Origin of the sequence: Reichenbachiella sp. (assembly GCF_039969095.1) — a bacterium.
Lineage (GTDB): Bacteria > Bacteroidota > Bacteroidia > Cytophagales > Cyclobacteriaceae > Reichenbachiella.
The window spans coordinates 842763-859316 of sequence record NZ_JBDVOL010000010.1 but is presented as its reverse complement, the minus strand read 5'-3'; the positions used below and the strand labels follow the sequence as shown (position 1 = coordinate 859316).

15 protein-coding genes are annotated in these 16554 nt (G+C 37.8%); 6 read left to right on the top strand and 9 right to left on the bottom strand.

What is annotated here, in order from left to right; genetic code table 11:
• The first annotated feature begins 53 nt into the window (after positions 1-53).
• On the top strand, positions 54-1670 hold the full coding sequence (pckA, locus tag ABJH98_RS06965) for a phosphoenolpyruvate carboxykinase (ATP) (RefSeq protein ID WP_348306915.1): 1617 nt from the start codon (positions 54-56) through the stop codon (positions 1668-1670).
• 170 nt (positions 1671-1840) lie between these two features.
• Here pckA and ABJH98_RS06960 read toward each other — a convergent pair whose 3' ends face one another.
• From ABJH98_RS06960 to ABJH98_RS06925, 8 genes are all read right to left on the bottom strand, one after another.
• Positions 1841-2608, bottom strand: coding sequence for a universal stress protein (locus ABJH98_RS06960; RefSeq protein ID WP_348306914.1), 768 nt, complete (start codon positions 2606-2608; stop codon positions 1841-1843).
• Between the two features lie 130 nt (positions 2609-2738).
• The gene (locus ABJH98_RS06955; protein WP_348306913.1) at positions 2739-3332 is read right to left on the bottom strand and encodes an aminotransferase class IV; all 594 of its coding nucleotides are present in this window, start codon (positions 3330-3332) and stop codon (positions 2739-2741) included.
• Positions 3316-4287, bottom strand: coding sequence for an aminodeoxychorismate synthase component I (locus ABJH98_RS06950; protein WP_348306912.1), 972 nt, complete (start codon positions 4285-4287; stop codon positions 3316-3318). The genes ABJH98_RS06955 and ABJH98_RS06950 overlap by 17 nt, the downstream gene beginning before the upstream one ends.
• Positions 4280-4594, bottom strand: coding sequence for a DUF6787 family protein (locus ABJH98_RS06945; protein ID WP_348306911.1), 315 nt, complete (start codon positions 4592-4594; stop codon positions 4280-4282). Before ABJH98_RS06945 ends, ABJH98_RS06950 begins: the two co-directional genes overlap by 8 nt.
• Before the next feature lie 2 nt (positions 4595-4596).
• Positions 4597-5334: an RluA family pseudouridine synthase gene (locus ABJH98_RS06940; protein WP_348306910.1), complete on the bottom strand. Its 738-nt coding sequence runs from the start codon at positions 5332-5334 to the stop codon at positions 4597-4599.
• Complete coding sequence (locus tag ABJH98_RS06935; RefSeq protein WP_348306909.1) at positions 5334-7802, bottom strand: DUF5686 family protein; 2469 nt, start codon at positions 7800-7802, stop codon at positions 5334-5336. Before ABJH98_RS06935 ends, ABJH98_RS06940 begins: the two co-directional genes overlap by 1 nt.
• Before the next feature lie 203 nt (positions 7803-8005).
• The gene (locus ABJH98_RS06930) at positions 8006-9589 is read right to left on the bottom strand and encodes a peptide chain release factor 3 (RefSeq protein WP_348306908.1); all 1584 of its coding nucleotides are present in this window, start codon (positions 9587-9589) and stop codon (positions 8006-8008) included.
• 143 nt (positions 9590-9732) lie between these two features.
• On the bottom strand, positions 9733-10329 hold the full coding sequence (locus ABJH98_RS06925; protein WP_348306906.1) for a hypothetical protein: 597 nt from the start codon (positions 10327-10329) through the stop codon (positions 9733-9735).
• Positions 10330-10442: 113 nt separating this feature from the next.
• On the opposite strand from ABJH98_RS06925, the gene ABJH98_RS06920 reads away from it, so the two are divergent.
• Entirely contained in the window at positions 10443-10790 is a 348-nt protein-coding gene (locus tag ABJH98_RS06920; protein WP_348306905.1) for a phage holin family protein, read from the top strand.
• 14 nt (positions 10791-10804) lie between these two features.
• The gene (locus tag ABJH98_RS06915) at positions 10805-11017 is read left to right on the top strand and encodes a hypothetical protein (RefSeq protein ID WP_348306904.1); all 213 of its coding nucleotides are present in this window, start codon (positions 10805-10807) and stop codon (positions 11015-11017) included.
• Positions 11018-11043: 26 nt separating this feature from the next.
• On the opposite strand, the gene ABJH98_RS06910 is transcribed toward ABJH98_RS06915, so the two are convergent.
• Positions 11044-11631 carry a hypothetical protein gene (locus ABJH98_RS06910; protein ID WP_348306903.1) on the bottom strand — a complete coding sequence of 196 codons (588 nt, stop codon included), beginning with the start codon at positions 11629-11631 and terminating at the stop codon, positions 11044-11046.
• A gap of 232 nt (positions 11632-11863) precedes the next feature.
• Between ABJH98_RS06910 and dnaK the strand changes: the two genes are divergently transcribed.
• The 3 genes from dnaK to ABJH98_RS06895 all read left to right on the top strand — a co-directional run bounded on the left by dnaK (position 11864) and on the right by ABJH98_RS06895 (position 16528).
• Positions 11864-13786 carry a molecular chaperone DnaK gene (dnaK, locus tag ABJH98_RS06905; RefSeq protein ID WP_348306902.1) on the top strand — a complete coding sequence of 641 codons (1923 nt, stop codon included), beginning with the start codon at positions 11864-11866 and terminating at the stop codon, positions 13784-13786.
• Positions 13787-13949: 163 nt separating this feature from the next.
• Positions 13950-14735 (top strand): hypothetical protein, encoded by a 786-nt coding sequence (locus ABJH98_RS06900; RefSeq protein ID WP_348306901.1) that lies wholly within the window; start codon positions 13950-13952, stop codon positions 14733-14735.
• A 170-nt stretch (positions 14736-14905) separates the two neighbouring features.
• Complete coding sequence (locus tag ABJH98_RS06895; RefSeq protein ID WP_348306899.1) at positions 14906-16528, top strand: hypothetical protein; 1623 nt, start codon at positions 14906-14908, stop codon at positions 16526-16528.
• Positions 16529-16554 lie beyond the last annotated feature (26 nt).

The following is a 16554-nucleotide window of genomic DNA, read 5'->3' as shown; positions in this document are numbered from 1 at the left end:
CACCCAAAACAGATGTAAGAATTATTAAATCAGTTCATTAAATCACTTAAAAAATGAAAACAACCAATTTAAAATCTCTAATGGAAGATCTAGTGGGACTAGGTCTTGCCAATGTCAAAGGTGTGCTTTGGAATCTCACTCCCGCTGAACTTGTAACTGAAGCCTTGAAAAATGGAGAAGGTGTGCTTACAGATACCGGAGCACTAATGGTGAAAACAGGAAAATTTACCGGTCGTTCTCCTAAAGACAGATACATTGTAAAGGACAAAATCACAGCTGACACAGTTTGGTGGGGTGATATCAATATTTCTTTTGAGGAAGACAAATTTGATGCCCTATACAACAAAATGATCCAATCTCTTGGAGACAAGATTCTATATGTAAGAGATGCATATGCTGGAGCTGATGAAAAATACAGAATGAAGCTAAGAGTTATAGATACTCAAGCTTCCCATAATCTATTTTGTTACAATATGTTTATCCAACCTGAAAAGGAAGATCTTTCTGATTTCCATCCTGAGTTTACTGTTTTGGCCATTCCAGAATTTTATGCAGACCCAGAAGTAGATGGCACTCGTCAAAAAAACTTCGCTATTGTGAACTTCACTAAGAGGATTATTCTTGTAGGAGGTACAGCTTATACTGGAGAAACCAAAAAAGGTATATTCTCCGTGCTAAACTTTTTATTGCCAGAGAAGGAACATGTATTATCTATGCATTGCAGTGCTAATATTGGCAAAGAAAATAATGATACTTCAGTCTTTTTTGGTTTATCTGGTACTGGAAAAACCACCTTATCTGCGGACCCTAATAGGCTTTTGATCGGCGACGATGAGCATGGCTGGACGGATGAAGGCATATTTAATTTTGAAGGAGGATGCTATGCTAAAACTATCGATCTGACTCAGGAAAGTGAGCCCGAGATCTGGGACGCAATTAAGTTTGGGGCAATATTAGAAAACACTTTGTTTTATCCAGGCACAAATACAGTAGACTACAGCAATTGCAGTATAACTGAAAATACTCGTGTTTCATATCCACTGAAGAATGTGAAAAATGCCAAGCTACCATCTACAGGTGGCATACCGAAAAACATTTTCTTTCTGACCTGTGATGCGAATGGTGTTCTACCTCCTATCTCCAAGTTGACTGTAGGGCAAGCTATGTATCATTTCATCTCTGGTTATACCGCCAAAGTAGCTGGTACTGAGGCTGGTATTACTGAACCTGTAACTGTATTTTCTGCGTGTTTTGGTGCGCCATTCATGCCACTACATCCCACCAAGTATGCTGAATTATTAGGTGAAAAAATGGTAAAACATGGTGTAAATATCTGGCTAATTAACACTGGTTGGTCTGGTGGTGCCTATGGGACTGGGAGCAGAATAAAATTGAAATACACAAGAGCAATGATCACTGCGGCACTTAATGGAGAGCTAGATGATGTTGAATACTTCAAACAGCCTGTATTTGGATTGAAGATTCCTCTTCAAGTTCCTAATGTACCAGATGAAATTCTAGATCCTAGAAATACCTGGTCTGATAAGAATGGGTATGACATACAAGCCGAAAAATTGGCAATTAAATTCAATGATAATTTCGAAGAATTCAAAGAGTTTGCAAATGACGAAATTATGGAAGGAAGCCCCAATGTCGCACAGCTGATTTAATGATTCGACTATTAATTTAAATAAAGAAGCCACTTTATATGATAAGTAGTGGCTTCTCTTTCTTATCACATTACTTTTTGTATCGCACTATTTCAAGACGTGACAAAGGCGCAAAAAAAGTTTGTCTCAAATAATTGAGACAAACTTTTTTTGCGCAATTAAACAGGTATTTAATCTAAAACAAGCAAAGGAACTTCCGTATGCTTAGCAAGAATTTTAGTCAACCTCCCTTCGGATGGCTCACTTTTCTGTGCATGCGTTTTTGGCAAAATGGCCAAAGCATCAATTCCTTTGTCTCGGATATAATTTAAAATTCCCTTCTCAATATCCTCATTGACAGGAAATGAATACTGATAGTCCAGACTTTCTAAATAATATTCCAGCGTATCTTCCGTCTTCAGTGTATGTACACCCCCTTTACCTTCTTTATCTACTTTGATCAAATGTACCTTAGCATTGAACCACTTGGCAATGTCATGAAAAAGTTGCAGCCCTTCTTTACTGTCAAATTCATTTTCATCTAACGCAAGAGCGATGGCATCTAGCTTAAAATCAGCTACGCGTTGTGGTACGATCATCAAAGGACAATTGGCATCTTTCAACAAATCCAATGTAAATGAACGCTGCTTTAATTTATTTTCAGCCATGCCCATTACTATTAAATCCACTTTTAATCGAGCCTGATCTTCAATAAGTTTTTTCACAAAATCTCCATTGGTTACTAATACTTCACAATCATAGCCTTTTGCATCAAACCACTTACTTTTAATTTCGATGAGTTTTTTTTCGTCGGAACTTAAATTTGTGTGCTGACTCACATGATATAAAATACATGTAATTCTTCTATCTCTGGCAATCATACCAGATACATACTTGGCTGCGTTTATTGCACTTTCTGAAAAATCTAAAGGAATTAGCACCTTGTTTATAATATTCATTGTATCTAAGGTTTAAGTGTACGGGCAGTTGTTCTTTGATATGAGTATAAATCTCAGCAATTCATTATTTAGGAAAAATGACATCGATCATATTTTTTACTGAGATATACATATTGAAACTTTAAAAGAATTAATGGATTACTTCTGAAATCTCAAATTCAATTTTACCAAGGTCATTCATAGCATTTATTAGCGACACTTTTTTAAAATGAGTCAATTCATTAACATGAATTTCTCTAGTCTTTATTAGTCTTTGGTCAAGCAAGTTTTGGCGCTGTACGCCTGCCAATAACGGAGACTCCGGTGTCCACCAATCCTCTCCATCAAAAAATGCCAGATTGGCAAAATAGCTATCTGATATCATACCCTCTTTTACGATGATGATATCATCTGCATCTTTGCGTTGAGCAAACAAATTAGCTAATCCAGATCGGTCAGCATATTTGAACCTATAATCTATATCCTCACTTTTTACGATTTGACATGAGTTAATATTGGGTTTTTGATACTTGTCATAAGTGATCTCAAAACTGTTTTGATCATAAACAACCCGACATTTGAATGTACCACTAGCTGGTATTTGACGAATGATTATAGCCAGTTTGATCGGTCTGGCTAATAAACCATAATTGGTGAAAAAAGTACGATTGACACGAGCTTGATGCAATTCTAACAATTGCAGCTCTCCATTTATACATCTTATGCTTTCAATGAACTGGGACATAGACTTTATCAATCATTTCTTGGTATTCAGCTTTTGCATCACTTAGAAAATGGATGCCACCACCACTTTTATAAACGAGCTGATTTCCTTGTTGCTCAATGTATCGAATCATCACTCCGCTATCGAAATTTTTACCATCAAAATACCCAACAATACCCGTATAAAATCCTCTTTCATACCCCTCTACGGCTCCAATAATATCCAACGTTTTTTGTTTAGGCGCACCACAAATAGAGCCAGCAGGTAGCATAGAGTAAATCATGTCACCCATTCGATCCAGATATCCAGATCCCAACTGTCCCGTAATTTTTGAACTCACTTGTAGCAGATGCTTATCACTGGTTCGAATCTCATCAATATATCTAAAGTCTTCTACAACTACTTTTTTAGCAAATTGACTCATATCATTACGAATCAAATCTACTATCGTAGCATGTTCAGCCATTTCTTTCTCGCTAGCCAAGATAGTTGCGGCCGCATTGGGCAGATCCGCATCTATTGTGCCTTTCATGGGAAACGATGAGATTTTACCATGCTGGATTTTAACAAAAATCTCTGGAGAGAAAACCACAAATTGATCCTGATACCAAAGTTTGTACTTGGCTTTACTTTGATTGAAAATTTCCTTCAGATTGGCTGAAGTTGAAATTCGCGTAGGTTGTGTCAGATTGAGCAGATAAGAATTTCCTTTGGCAATCTCTTCATGCACACGGTTGTACTTTCCCTCAAAATCCTGAAATGAAATAGGTTTCCTTTTTAATTTGATACCAGCGTCATGGACTTCAGATGGATCAAAATTACCAAAACCGTTGATATTGTATAATATCCGATTCGGATCGACCTCATCAGCTGTTAGCACCAGATTGTTTTCACATTTGAAATCAGCAATCAACAAAAAAGGAGTACCTGAGGCGGCTAATGCATTGATTTTCTGAATAGCGGCTATTTTATTCACTTTTGATTTTGTGCTTTTGGCGAGTCATTCGATACCACATCCTTTTTTCAAAGTTCCAAAAGAACGAAAATTGTCCAAATACAAAACCATAGATCAAAAGAATTATATTGTAAATCGGCAGGATGAATATATAGTATAAAATAGTATACAAAGTTTGATTACCCTCGCTTCCACCTATCCATTCTACGATGGGAGTTTTCAGAAACATCACTGTGAATCCCGTACAAGCAAAGGCGATTAAAATTAGGATCACCTGCCCAAGGCTATCCAACTTCCATCTGTCTTTTAAGCTATGTAAAAAGCTCATTCCTAATAGAGTTTATCTTTATACTTATCTTTTTTGGCCAACTCTTTTGCGGACTTATCCAGAACTAAAAATTGTTCCCAAAAATCATTGACAGGTACGCCAGCCAGAATCTTTACTGGCTCTTTTTTTACTGGATGAATAAAATCAAGTGCCCGTGCATGAAGATTGATGCTGGCATCGGGATTGGCTTTTGGGAAACCATACTTTAAGTCCCCTCTAATGGGACATCCCATAGAAGCCAACTGCACTCTAATTTGATGCGGTCTTCCTGTTAAAGGTTTTACTTCTAATAGGTAATGGTCATTCAACTTACCCAATACTTTGTAATTCAACTCTGCTCTTTGAGCTCCATCTTTTGGTTGATCGTAAGCCGTCGTTTTGTTTATTTTTTCGTCTTTTTTCAGATAATGAACCAACTTATCTTCTTTTTTCGGCGGTCTGCTTTTCACTACTGCCCAATAGGTCTTGTTGATCTTTCGATCCTTGAAAAGTTTATTCATTCGCTCAAGTGCCTTTGAAGTCCGAGCGAATACCACTGCACCACTTACCGGACGATCCAATCTGTGCACCGTTCCAAGAAATACATCTCCAGGCTTGTTGTATTTGTTTTTGATATATTCTTTACAATAATCTAATAAAGGTTTATCCTTCGTTTTATCACCTTGCACAAGAACACCTGATGCTTTATCTACGATGAGCAGATGATTGTCTTCATATATAGATATAAACGGTTTCCCCATTACAAATTGATTTTCATGTTTAATTTAAAGAAAAGATTGTCGCTCGTTGAGTCATAAGCATAAGCTCCATGACGATAAATCGCATCAAAACCCCAACCCATATATCCTACATCAACAAAGTTTAATCTAATCAATTTTTTAATTCCAAGACCCGATTCAAAATATACATCCTCCATGGTTTTAAAAGTTACTTCTTCATGCCTTTCGGGATGAGACAATGTTCCATATCCAGCGTTATGATAAAAAATCAGCTCAGGTTTCATCACTCTATTTGATATCAACAAGTTTCCAAAATTATGATTGAAAAATAGACCCACCTGCTTATCAGACAAAAACTCATAAATATCCATCGTTTGGAAATACTCAGGTACACTCAACTTGGAAGTGGAGTTTCCTAATCCTGTAATCATATGACCATATGGAACATCGCCATATACATAAGCTACACGGATCAAAATATTTGATTTCCCCAAGATGTACTTCTTTTTATATTCTATACTGGCGTCGAATCTATCGTAATCAAAGTCACCACCGAGCCATCCAGAATTAGCATGACTGTATTTAAAATTTAACACAGGAAAATCATAATCATACAGTACTTTTTTGCCATATAGATCTAAATATTGCTCATTTCTAACGTATCTAAATGAAAGCGAGACTTCATTGATATCAAAGAAGTTATTTGCATAGTCCGTATTGTTGTACATATAATCATAAGTTGATTGTTGTTGCGACTTAGAAATACTTGTTTGAGCATATAAAAACGGAGCTACTCGTCTATTCAAACTTAGCTTATATGTTTCTTGTCTGTCAAATAGATTTCCCTGAAAGGACCTAATCAAATCATCAATACTGGATATTTTTCCCTCAAAAAATTGCTGAGTACCAACCTCCCTAAGATCTTTTCGATAAGTAAAAAGCACCCAAGTTTCCGTTCGCCGATCGAAGATATATTTCAGATTAGTACCATATTTCCATTCTTCATCACCAAAGCCATATCCAGCGTACCCGCCCATAATAAGCCGTTCTGAAAAACGATTATTGGTCTCCAGACCTGCACCTAATCTAAATTTCTCATAACTATTGATGGCAAAGAAATCATCCACACGAAGATCTACTTTCCCCAAGTTCAGCCTTAGCGTCAGCATCGACTCAGCCACTCCCTCTACTACTCTGAGGCTTTTATATAGAGAATCAGCCGCCACAAAGGTATTGAGCTCCATAGAATCTAAAGGCACGGCTCTATTCGCATCCAAAATCTGTTTTTGCTCTTTAGGATTCACTTTGTTTAAGGTAATTCCCACATCGCTAAAATCCTTTTGTGTGTAGTTGGTCTTTAAATTGATGTCCGAGAGATACCTTCTATTTTCTAGAATCAAATTCCGTCCATAAAATTTGAGCTCTTTAAAAATTATGTCTGTATTCAATTGAACAGGAAACCAATTACCCAACACTTTGTCGTATCGCTGTTGGATACTCACATCAATTTTAGAATTTGCTACTGCAGATTTTGCGGTCACATTAGTCAGTGCATAGTCCTCTCCGTGCACCCATAACAGCCCCGTTAAACCATCAAATTTTTTACCTTTTTTTGGGGCATAACTCACCACAAAAACGGTGTCCGTTTCAAAAAAAGTGGTGTCCTCAATATAAAACTCATATTGAGAAAGCCCTGATGGATTAATTGGATTAATATAATCCTTGTCGAAAATATCTAAGATATCATTATAAAACCCAAACGGCTGATATAGCCCACTAAATGCCGCAAACAAACCACCTCTCAAACCAGATATTTGGGTGGCCAAAATAGTTTCATTCTTAAGACCTGGCTCGATAAATTTGGTCTCTGAATATGATTCTGCCACGTATAAATGGCGCGTATTGAAAGAACTATCCACTTTGAAGAATTTGGTGTTGGTGGCAACACTGCTGGTGTCATTGGCTTGTTTTAAACTTTCTTCTTTTACCCTTCTTGCCAAGGAATCAGCAGTCTTTGTATCTGCATCTATGTGATAAACATCCTTTGTATAGGATTTATAACTATACTGAGAGAATTTTTTAGGGTCATGTTTTTTTCTGTTTTCGATGACATTTCTCATTAGAATATTGGCTGGGTTTTCTCCTGATTCAAAAACCAATTCCTCCAATTGAGTCACTTCTTTTTCCATATAAATGATTGGAGAAGCATTGATTTGTCCGACAGATAACTCTCGACGGATATATCCTACGTGCTGAAATGTAATGTTACCTTCATAATCCCGAGGAACTACCAAACTAAATCGTCCATCTATATCAGAGATGGTACCTGTGCTGGTACCGCTAATAGCTACAGTCACAAAACTTAAAGCTTCTCTATCTTCTTCAGCATATATGCGTCCAGAAACGATTTGTGCAAACGCACTTGTATTGCCCAATAGAAATAGGAGGATGAAAAAAGTTAAAATGCAATTGGCTAATTTGGTAATCATTGAAGGTGGCAATACTTAATTATTCTTGGCTGAAATAAACATATACGACTAAAGACACTTATACATCTTCAATCACGTATTCAAAGACAATCAAAAACTAAAAACGTAACTAATAAAACTGAATTAACCTTAACTCTGCTGCGTAATAAAAGATACACTTTATAACGAAAAAAAGATATCAAATTTTACGAAGGTGAAATTACCTAAAACTCACTTGTAAAATGGAATTCTATATCAGGAAAGTTATCCTGAACCATTTGCAACCAAGCCTTAGACTCTGCCATGAAAACCAGTTTTCCATCTTTGTCCTTCGCAATATGACGGTATTTAGATTCCACAAACTCATCGAGTTTCTTTTTATCAAAACTACTAATCCAGCACGCTTTAAATAAATTCATTGGCATGAACTTACAGGTGGCTCCATATTCATGCAACAATCTATGCTGAATCACCTCGAACTGAAGAGCACCTACAGTACCTACTACTTTTCTGGCGCCCATTTCATAGGTAAATAGCTGCGCTACACCTTCGTCCATCAATTGTTTTAAACCCTTTTCGAGTTGCTTTGTTTTCATGGCATCCATATTCACCACTTCTCTGAAAATCTCTGGAGAGAAACTTGGAATACCTTTGTACATACCTTTTTCACCCTCACTTAGTGTGTCCCCTATTTTCAGATTACCAGTGTCATACAGCCCTACGATATCACCAGGGAAGGCTTCATCGATCACTTCTTTACTTTGAGCCATAAACGCGGTGGCATTAGAATATCTGAATTTTTTATCTAATCGAGAATGGTAGTAATTGTTTCCTCTAGAAAATTGTCCTGCGCAAACACGAACAAAGGCAATTCTGTTTCTATGTTTTGGATCCATATTGGCATGAATCTTAAATACAAATCCGGAAAATTTAGATTCTTCTGGGATAATTTGTCTTTCCTCTGTAAATCTAGGCGCCGGACCAGGAGCAATATCTATAAAACAATCTAATAATTCTTGAACACCAAAATTGTTCACAGCACTTCCAAAAAACACGGGAGCCACTTCTCCATTTCGATAGGTCTCAATATCAAATTCAGGATATCCGCCATCCACTAATTCTACATCTTCTCGAAGCGTTTCAGCATATTTCTCACCAATTAATTCATCCAAAACTGGATCATTGATATCTTCAATACTGATGTCGTTCTCTTTATCGAGCTTTTGTTTACTAGCTGTAAATAGTTTGAGCTTTTTCTCATACAGACTGTATACGCCTTTAAAAGTCTTGCCCATACTGATTGGCCAACTCAGAGGACGAACTTTGATATTCAACTTGGCTTCTATCTCATCTAGCAAATCATAGGGATCTTGCCCTTCTCTATCCAGTTTATTGATAAATACCATCACAGGTGTGTTTCTCATGCGACAAACTTCCATGAGCTTCTCCGTCTGAATCTCTACGCCTTTTACACAGTCGACTACGAGCACTACGCTATCTACTGCGGTTAGCGTACGATACGTATCTTCAGCAAAATCCTGGTGACCAGGTGTGTCTAGCAGATTGATTCTTCTGTTTTTATAATCAAAACCCATCACAGAAGTAGCCACAGAAATACCCCTTTGCTTCTCAATCTCCATGAAATCCGAAGTTGCATGACGGTCGATCTTGTTAGACTTCACTGCACCAGCCGTTTTGATTGCTCCACCAAAAAGCAAAAGCTTTTCCGTCAAGGTCGTCTTTCCCGCATCGGGGTGACTGATGATACCAAAGGTTTTTCGTTTTTCTATTTCTGCTGTCAGGCTCATGGAACAATGAATAATTGAAATAAAGATTAGTGAATAATGATTTGAAAGTCTCAATTCATCATTCATTTCGGGGCGCAAAGATAGTAGAGTTATTAGCTTTATTAAAGAATACTTGAATGAGGTTTATTGATTGGCCAAATGGTCTAATCTTTTATAGCATAAAAATAAGCAAGAGCCCCAATTGTCAAAACAATTAACACCAAAGCACCTACCAAATTCAACCAGCTTTTTGTATCTCCCTTTGATATAGCTTGTTGTACTAAATAACTGAAACCAATCACTAAACCGCCTCCAATTAAAATACCCGCCAATGCAGGTATGATACCCAATATCCCCAAAATAGCGCCGGCTAATAACATACTCCCCACTAGCACAGGCCAAAACCTCTTATTCCGTTTTGATTTCAGTTGCTTAGGAGATTTTTTATCAGTATCAAGGCTTTGATTTTTTAGCTTTTCTGCATGTAAGGAATCGATTCTTTGGTATTGATTGGTATATCGTGTACTACCACTTGCATGAGTTTCAATTGATTTTCTTGATTGATCAGGATTTAAAAGACTATCTTCTTCTGCCCATTGATAATTGTTTGGGTCTTCCGTTCCAGAAGATAACACATCTTCATTTTTATCATGCCTTTGACTTTGTCCATTTACTTGCTGGAAATCAGCGCTGTATTTTCTAGACGCGCATCCGAATACAATTGTGAAAACAAGTAGAAAATATAAATTCCTGAGTATCATGTTTGAGTTGGTTTATAAGTAGTGACAAGAAATTGAGTTGCTCCCCTCAACACTAAACACAATTACTTGTTTCTATAATTATTTATGTAAATTCAATTTTCAATTGCATAAATATGAACACACTAATAAGACTTATCCTATCAGCCATCGCAGTATTAATTTGTTCCTACATATTACCAGGCGCCCATGTATCTGGTTTTCTAACTGCTCTCGTCGTAGCAGGTGTGTTAGCAATAGCCAATATTTTACTCAAACCAATTTTGGTGATTTTAACGATACCCATCACTGTATTGACGTTTGGCCTATTCCTACTGGTTATAAACACACTCATGGTTATGCTTGTTAGTGGATTGGTTCCAGGATTTGATGTAGATGGTTTCTGGTGGGCATTTGCATTTAGCATTGCGCTTTCACTAGTCAATTCAGTTTTTGAAGGTATGCAAGACAATAAGTCTAACTAGAAAATCAATTTATTATGAAAAAGAACATCAAATCAGGCATCATCTTTTTATTAGTCGGTGGATTTTTCATCTACTGGGCGCAAACCCATTCTCCCAAGAAACTGGGACAGGCGATTGGCAATGCTTTCAGTGGGTCTTACACGATGGACGAGACTTCTTATTACATATGTTTAGGCGTGGGCATTGCCATCGGTGTATTTGGCCTTCTTAAATTAATCAGAAAGTAAAAACTATTTTCTAATTATGGAAATGCCTAGGTGTCCCCTAGCACAGCATCAATAAAAGCTGATATACCCAATAGGGTAAGCAATGTCAATCCAACTATAACAACGAAATAACCGAAAAAGCGACCTTTCCATCTTTTCTTGTCAATGCTAATTCTATGTACACTGAAAAGTCCAGCCACCATTGAAAGTCCGAATAAAACGAACAACAATGGTGTAAAGCCAGTCGAAATCCCAATCAAAGAGGTAATTACAAATAGCCCAAATGCACCTAATCCATAGGGTTCAAGTTTTCTGATTTTTTCTGATTTTTTGTTTTTTTTATCCGTTCCTTTTGATTGATTGGACAAATTTGAAATGCTTTTTGTCGAATGTTCGATTGAAGGAATTTTTTTCAAAACTGGAACTAATGAATGAGAACCTTCCGATGCTTGAATAATTATGGGCACATCACTATCTATTGAAGCAACTAATTGAGGCTTTTCTTCTTTGACAATCTCCTGTTGAGTTATTTGATGATTTCCAATCTGGTTTTGAAAATGCCTTCCATATTTTTTACTCACACAAGAGTAAATGAAAACGCTTGCCAATAGAAGCAAATAAATTGATCGTGTCATGATTAGGTTTTGTTGTTAATAAGACAATGTACATTAGAAAGCCCCCCAATACATATTGTCAGTAGTTTATAAATTGAGTTATCAATTCGTCAGCCCTTAATACCAATTCTAAATCACTTTTCTGCCAATCTGTCACCACGTCAGTAGCTAAAGCGCTTTGGCATAGCTGTTGATGATAGGGATTTCAGATTAGTAAAAGAATTTTAAGAAGATTATAATTAAAAAATAGATCATGGGAAAAATAATCGGAATCGATTTAGGTACTACCAACTCTTGTGTGGCTGTGATGGAGGGCAATGAGCCTGTCGTTATCCCAAATAGCGAAGGACATAGAACTACCCCTTCTATCGTAGCATTCTTGGATGGCGGTAAAGGAGAAAGAAAAGTAGGTGATCCAGCCAAAAGACAGGCGATTACCAACCCACAAAATACCATTAGCTCTGTGAAGCGTTTCATGGGTAAGAAATTTGCAGAAGTTTCTGACGAAATGAAGAATGTTTCTTATGCTGTAGAAAGCGGAAACAACGACGTGGTAAGAGTGAAAATCGGCGACAGAAATTACACCCCTCAGGAATTGTCAGCAGTAATCCTTCAGAAAATGAAGTCCACTGCCGAAGATTACTTAGGTACTGAAGTAAAAGAAGCTGTAATCACTGTCCCTGCTTACTTCAACGATGCAGAAAGACAAGCCACTAAAGAAGCTGGTGCAATCGCTGGGTTGGAAGTAAAAAGAATCATCAATGAGCCTACTGCTGCGGCATTGGCATATGGATTGGATAAGAAAAACGCAGATATGAAAATCGCTGTGTATGACCTTGGTGGTGGTACATTCGATATTTCTATCTTAGAATTAGGAGATGGTGTATTTGAAGTAAAATCTACAAATGGTGATGTACACCTAGGTGGAGATGACTTTGATGCAGTAATCATCAACTGGTTGGCTGACGAGTTCAAAAACGACGAAGGTATCGACCTAAGAAAAGACCCAATGGCACTTCAAAGATTGAAGGAAGCTGCTGAGAAAGCAAAGATCGAATTGTCTAGTTCTACTAGCACTGAGATCAACTTGCCATATATCATGCCAGTAGACGGTGTGCCAAAGCACTTGGTAAGATCATTGTCTAGATCGAAGTTTGAGCAATTGGCTGATGCTTTGGTGAAAAGATCAATGAAGCCAGTAGCAGCTGCTTTGAAAGATTCAGGTCTTTCTAAGTCTGACATCGACGAAGTAATCTTGGTAGGTGGATCTACTCGTATTCCAATCATTCAGGAAGAAGTAGAGAAGTTCTTCGGTAAGAAGCCTTCTAAGGGTGTAAATCCTGACGAAGTAGTAGCCGTAGGTGCTGCGATCCAAGGTGGTGTATTGACTGGTGAAGTAAAGGATGTATTGTTGCTTGACGTTACTCCATTATCTCTTGGTATCGAGACCATGGGCGGTGTATTGACTAAGTTGATCGAAGCCAACACGACGATCCCTACTAAGAAGTCTGAGACCTTCTCTACGGCAGCTGACAACCAGCCATCTGTGGAAATTCACGTGGTACAAGGTGAGCGACCAATGGCGAAGGACAACAGAAGTTTGGGTAGATTCCACTTGGACGGTATTCCACCAGCACCAAGAGGTATTCCTCAGATCGAAGTGACTTTCGACATCGATGCCAACGGTATCATGCACGTAACGTCTAAAGACAAAGGCACAAACAAAGAGCAAAGTATCAGAATCGAGGCTTCATCTGGATTGTCAGAAGAAGAAATCGAGAAAATGAGACAAGAAGCTGAAGCGAATGCTGAGTCTGACAAAGCGGAAAAAGAGAAAATAGAAAAGCTCAACGGAGCAGATTCTATGATCTTCCAAACAGAGAAACAGCTGAAAGAATTTGGTGATAAATTGTCTGACGACAACAAAGGCAAAATCAGCGCTGCACTAGAGACACTTAAGGAAGCACATAAAAATGCGGACTTAACTGCGATCGATGCTGCGATGGAAGAAATGAACAAAGCATGGGAAGGCGCATCACAAGAGATGTACGCTGCGACTCAAGGCGCTGAAGGTGGAGCTCCCGGAGCTGATGCTGGACAAGCGGGCCCTGAAGCAGAAGCAGCTGACTCAGACGTGTCTGATGTAGAGTTCGAAGAAGTCGATGAGAAAAAATAATTTGAGCTTCCAGTGGAAGGTAAAATTATTTTTGATGTGGAATGCACATCACTAGCACAGAGCTAGTTTTAAACATAGATACAAAGCCTTTCTGGGAAACCGGGGAGGCTTTTTTTGTTGCAATAAACTATTTACATAGATTTAAATAAATTGATTCACGAATATGAAAAACCCATATGATAAATATTTAGACCATCTCTTCGAAGTTCTTCTAGACTATAGACATACCACAAACCTTATCTGTAGAATATTAACAAAAGATGCAGCTAATATTTCAAATGGGGAAATAATTTCAGAAAATCATTCCGCTTTGATAATAAGTGATTGGACAGGGCCAACGGACAATGGTTGGGAAATAAACCAACACTCTGGCAAATACAGATATACAGGAAAAGAAAATTATGCGTCAGATATTCAAAATTTAATATTTAGAGAATGTAGTTTAATATATGCTCAAGCCTTTGAAGTCCTAGAAAAATTCATAAAAGACTGTCTTTTTCATAGAGCTGAGCTAAATCCAAAGTTTCAAGAAGAGGTACTAAAAAAATTTAGACCAAACGACAAATTCACTAGACAAAACATGCCAGGAGGTGATACTTTGTTTAAACTAGTCAAAATAGCTACAAAGAAAAATTTCAGTAAACACAACAACATCTACAACAATAAAAATTTAAATTTTAAAAATTTTTGGTGTGTTATTTCAAAGTCCAGACATGCAATAACGCATAGCCGCGGGGATTTGAAAATTTCCGAAATTAAGGGTGAATCAAAAATTAAAATTTTCCACACATATTTTAAAAACACACAAACTGAACCAGACACACTTAAAATTCAATTGGATTATGAAAATTTAAGTTTCTTAATCAAAGACTTAGGAGAATTTGCATTCCAAATTTATAAAATGCTTAGCCTAGAAGATCGATGTGATTGGGAATACTTAGAGAATTGAAGCCTTCCTACGTCTCATTAGCGCGCATCCGTGATGCCTGACCTGCTTCCATAAATGTGTCGTCCTGATTTTACTTTACAGGTTAAACATATAGTTCTCATCGTTTTTTCTTGAATTGCCAATCCAATTTTATTACTCTAACTTTCAGTACACTTAAACAATTACCAATAATGAAAAATGCTGCGCTATATCTAGTATTCGTGCTGCTTTTCACTTCGTGCAATTCGTCGCAAAAAGAAAAAGCCAATCAAACCAATTCCACCCTAGGCGAACTCCAACATGGCATTCCCATTTCAGAGGCTGCTCAATCAGATTTCGAAAATGGTCTACTCCTACTCCATAGTTTTGAATATGACGACGCACGTCAATCGTTTCAAGCAGCAGCAGATGCTGACTCAGAAGAAATGATGGCCTATTGGGGTATGACCATGACCTACTATAAAGCGCTATGGGGATTGCAGAATGTAGAAGAAGGCAGAAAAGTAATGCTACTCAAAGGCGATACGAAGGAAGAAAGAATCGCAAAAACACAAGAGGGAATCGAACGTGATTTATGGCAAGGACTTGAATTATTATTTGGAGAAGGAGAATTAAAAGAACGAAATCAGGCTTATTCCGATCATATGGCGAAATTGCATGAAGCAACACCTAACAATCAAGAAATAGGTGCCTTCTATGCCTTGTCATTGCTCTGGTCCTCACCCGGAGATGGCTCGCAGGAGAATAATATCAACGCTGCCGCTGTGGCAAAAGGCATATTAGAAGAAAACCCCAATCACCCTGGTGCCTTACATTACACCATTCATGCCTTCGACAGCCCTAATTTGGCCATTCAGGGTATTGAAGCCGCGAACAAATACGCCAGTACTGCCCCTGATGCTGTACATGCATTGCACATGCCATCGCACATATATCTCAATCGCGGGATGTGGAATGAAGTAGCCACTTCCAATGAAAATTCTTATGGAGCGAGTGTCAGGAAAATGGAAAGGTTGAATCTAGGTGATGAAGCCAGAGGGTTTCATAGTTATCATTGGTTGCACTACGCCTACCTACAGCAAGGTCGAATAGATGATGCTACGAAATTGATGAAAGATATGCTGACTTACGCCGTAAATGCAGATACACCTGGAGCCAGTACTTATTTAATCAATATGCAAAACTTCCAAGTCACAGAGTCAGGCTCTTGGAATTTAAAAGAAGAACCAGTTGTAGTCAAACTTGATGGATTGAGTATAGACACCAATGCTCAACACCATTTTTTTGTGAGTTTATTGGCTTCCAAAAATGAAGACCTTGAAACAATAAAAAACCAAATTGAGATACTAGAAGATAAAATTGCCGCAGCTCAGTTAGTGGTGACTGCAGATGGCATAGCCATGTGTGATGCTGGATATACCAGATATGCCCCCAATAAAAGAACGATCATCAGAGCGGAAACTATGCTCAATCAAATCATGGTTATGGCAGATTTATTAGTAGGCAATAACGAAAATGCCGAAATACACCTCAAACAAGCTGTAGAGTTAGAGGATCAGCTTCCATTGCCTCAAGGGCCACCAGACATTCCGCTTCCCTCCTACGAACAATATGCCTATTGGCTCCTAGATAATCAACGTTATGAAGAAGCAATAGCAGTCTTCGATCAAGGATTAGAACGAACTCCATTACGTACCAAAGCACTACAAGGTAAGATGATAGCTTACCAAGCACTTGGAGATATGGATAAGGTCAATGAGATTCAAAATTTGTTGGATGTAATTCTACAGTCCAAATTACTTGTCGTCAATTAGCAACAAGACTTTATACAAAAAAGCCC

Excerpts from the sequence above, each read along its gene's own strand:
- pckA (WP_348306915.1), top strand. The coding sequence starts at position 54 with ATGAAAACAACCAATTTAAAATCTCTAATGGAAGATCTAGTGGGACTA.
- ABJH98_RS06960 (WP_348306914.1), bottom strand. The coding sequence starts at position 2,608 with ATGAATATTATAAACAAGGTGCTAATTCCTTTAGATTTTTCAGAAAGT.
- ABJH98_RS06955 (WP_348306913.1), bottom strand. The coding sequence starts at position 3,332 with ATGTCCCAGTTCATTGAAAGCATAAGATGTATAAATGGAGAGCTGCAA.
- ABJH98_RS06945 (WP_348306911.1), bottom strand. The coding sequence starts at position 4,594 with ATGAGCTTTTTACATAGCTTAAAAGACAGATGGAAGTTGGATAGCCTT.
- ABJH98_RS06940 (WP_348306910.1), bottom strand. The coding sequence starts at position 5,334 with ATGGGGAAACCGTTTATATCTATATATGAAGACAATCATCTGCTCATC.
- ABJH98_RS06935 (WP_348306909.1), bottom strand. The coding sequence starts at position 7,802 with ATGATTACCAAATTAGCCAATTGCATTTTAACTTTTTTCATCCTCCTA.
- ABJH98_RS06930 (WP_348306908.1), bottom strand. The coding sequence starts at position 9,589 with ATGAGCCTGACAGCAGAAATAGAAAAACGAAAAACCTTTGGTATCATC.
- ABJH98_RS06925 (WP_348306906.1), bottom strand. The coding sequence starts at position 10,329 with ATGATACTCAGGAATTTATATTTTCTACTTGTTTTCACAATTGTATTC.
- ABJH98_RS06920 (WP_348306905.1), top strand. The coding sequence starts at position 10,443 with ATGAACACACTAATAAGACTTATCCTATCAGCCATCGCAGTATTAATT.
- ABJH98_RS06915 (WP_348306904.1), top strand. The coding sequence starts at position 10,805 with ATGAAAAAGAACATCAAATCAGGCATCATCTTTTTATTAGTCGGTGGA.
- ABJH98_RS06910 (WP_348306903.1), bottom strand. The coding sequence starts at position 11,631 with ATGACACGATCAATTTATTTGCTTCTATTGGCAAGCGTTTTCATTTAC.
- dnaK (WP_348306902.1), top strand. The coding sequence starts at position 11,864 with ATGGGAAAAATAATCGGAATCGATTTAGGTACTACCAACTCTTGTGTG.
- ABJH98_RS06900 (WP_348306901.1), top strand. The coding sequence starts at position 13,950 with ATGAAAAACCCATATGATAAATATTTAGACCATCTCTTCGAAGTTCTT.
- ABJH98_RS06895 (WP_348306899.1), top strand. The coding sequence starts at position 14,906 with ATGAAAAATGCTGCGCTATATCTAGTATTCGTGCTGCTTTTCACTTCG.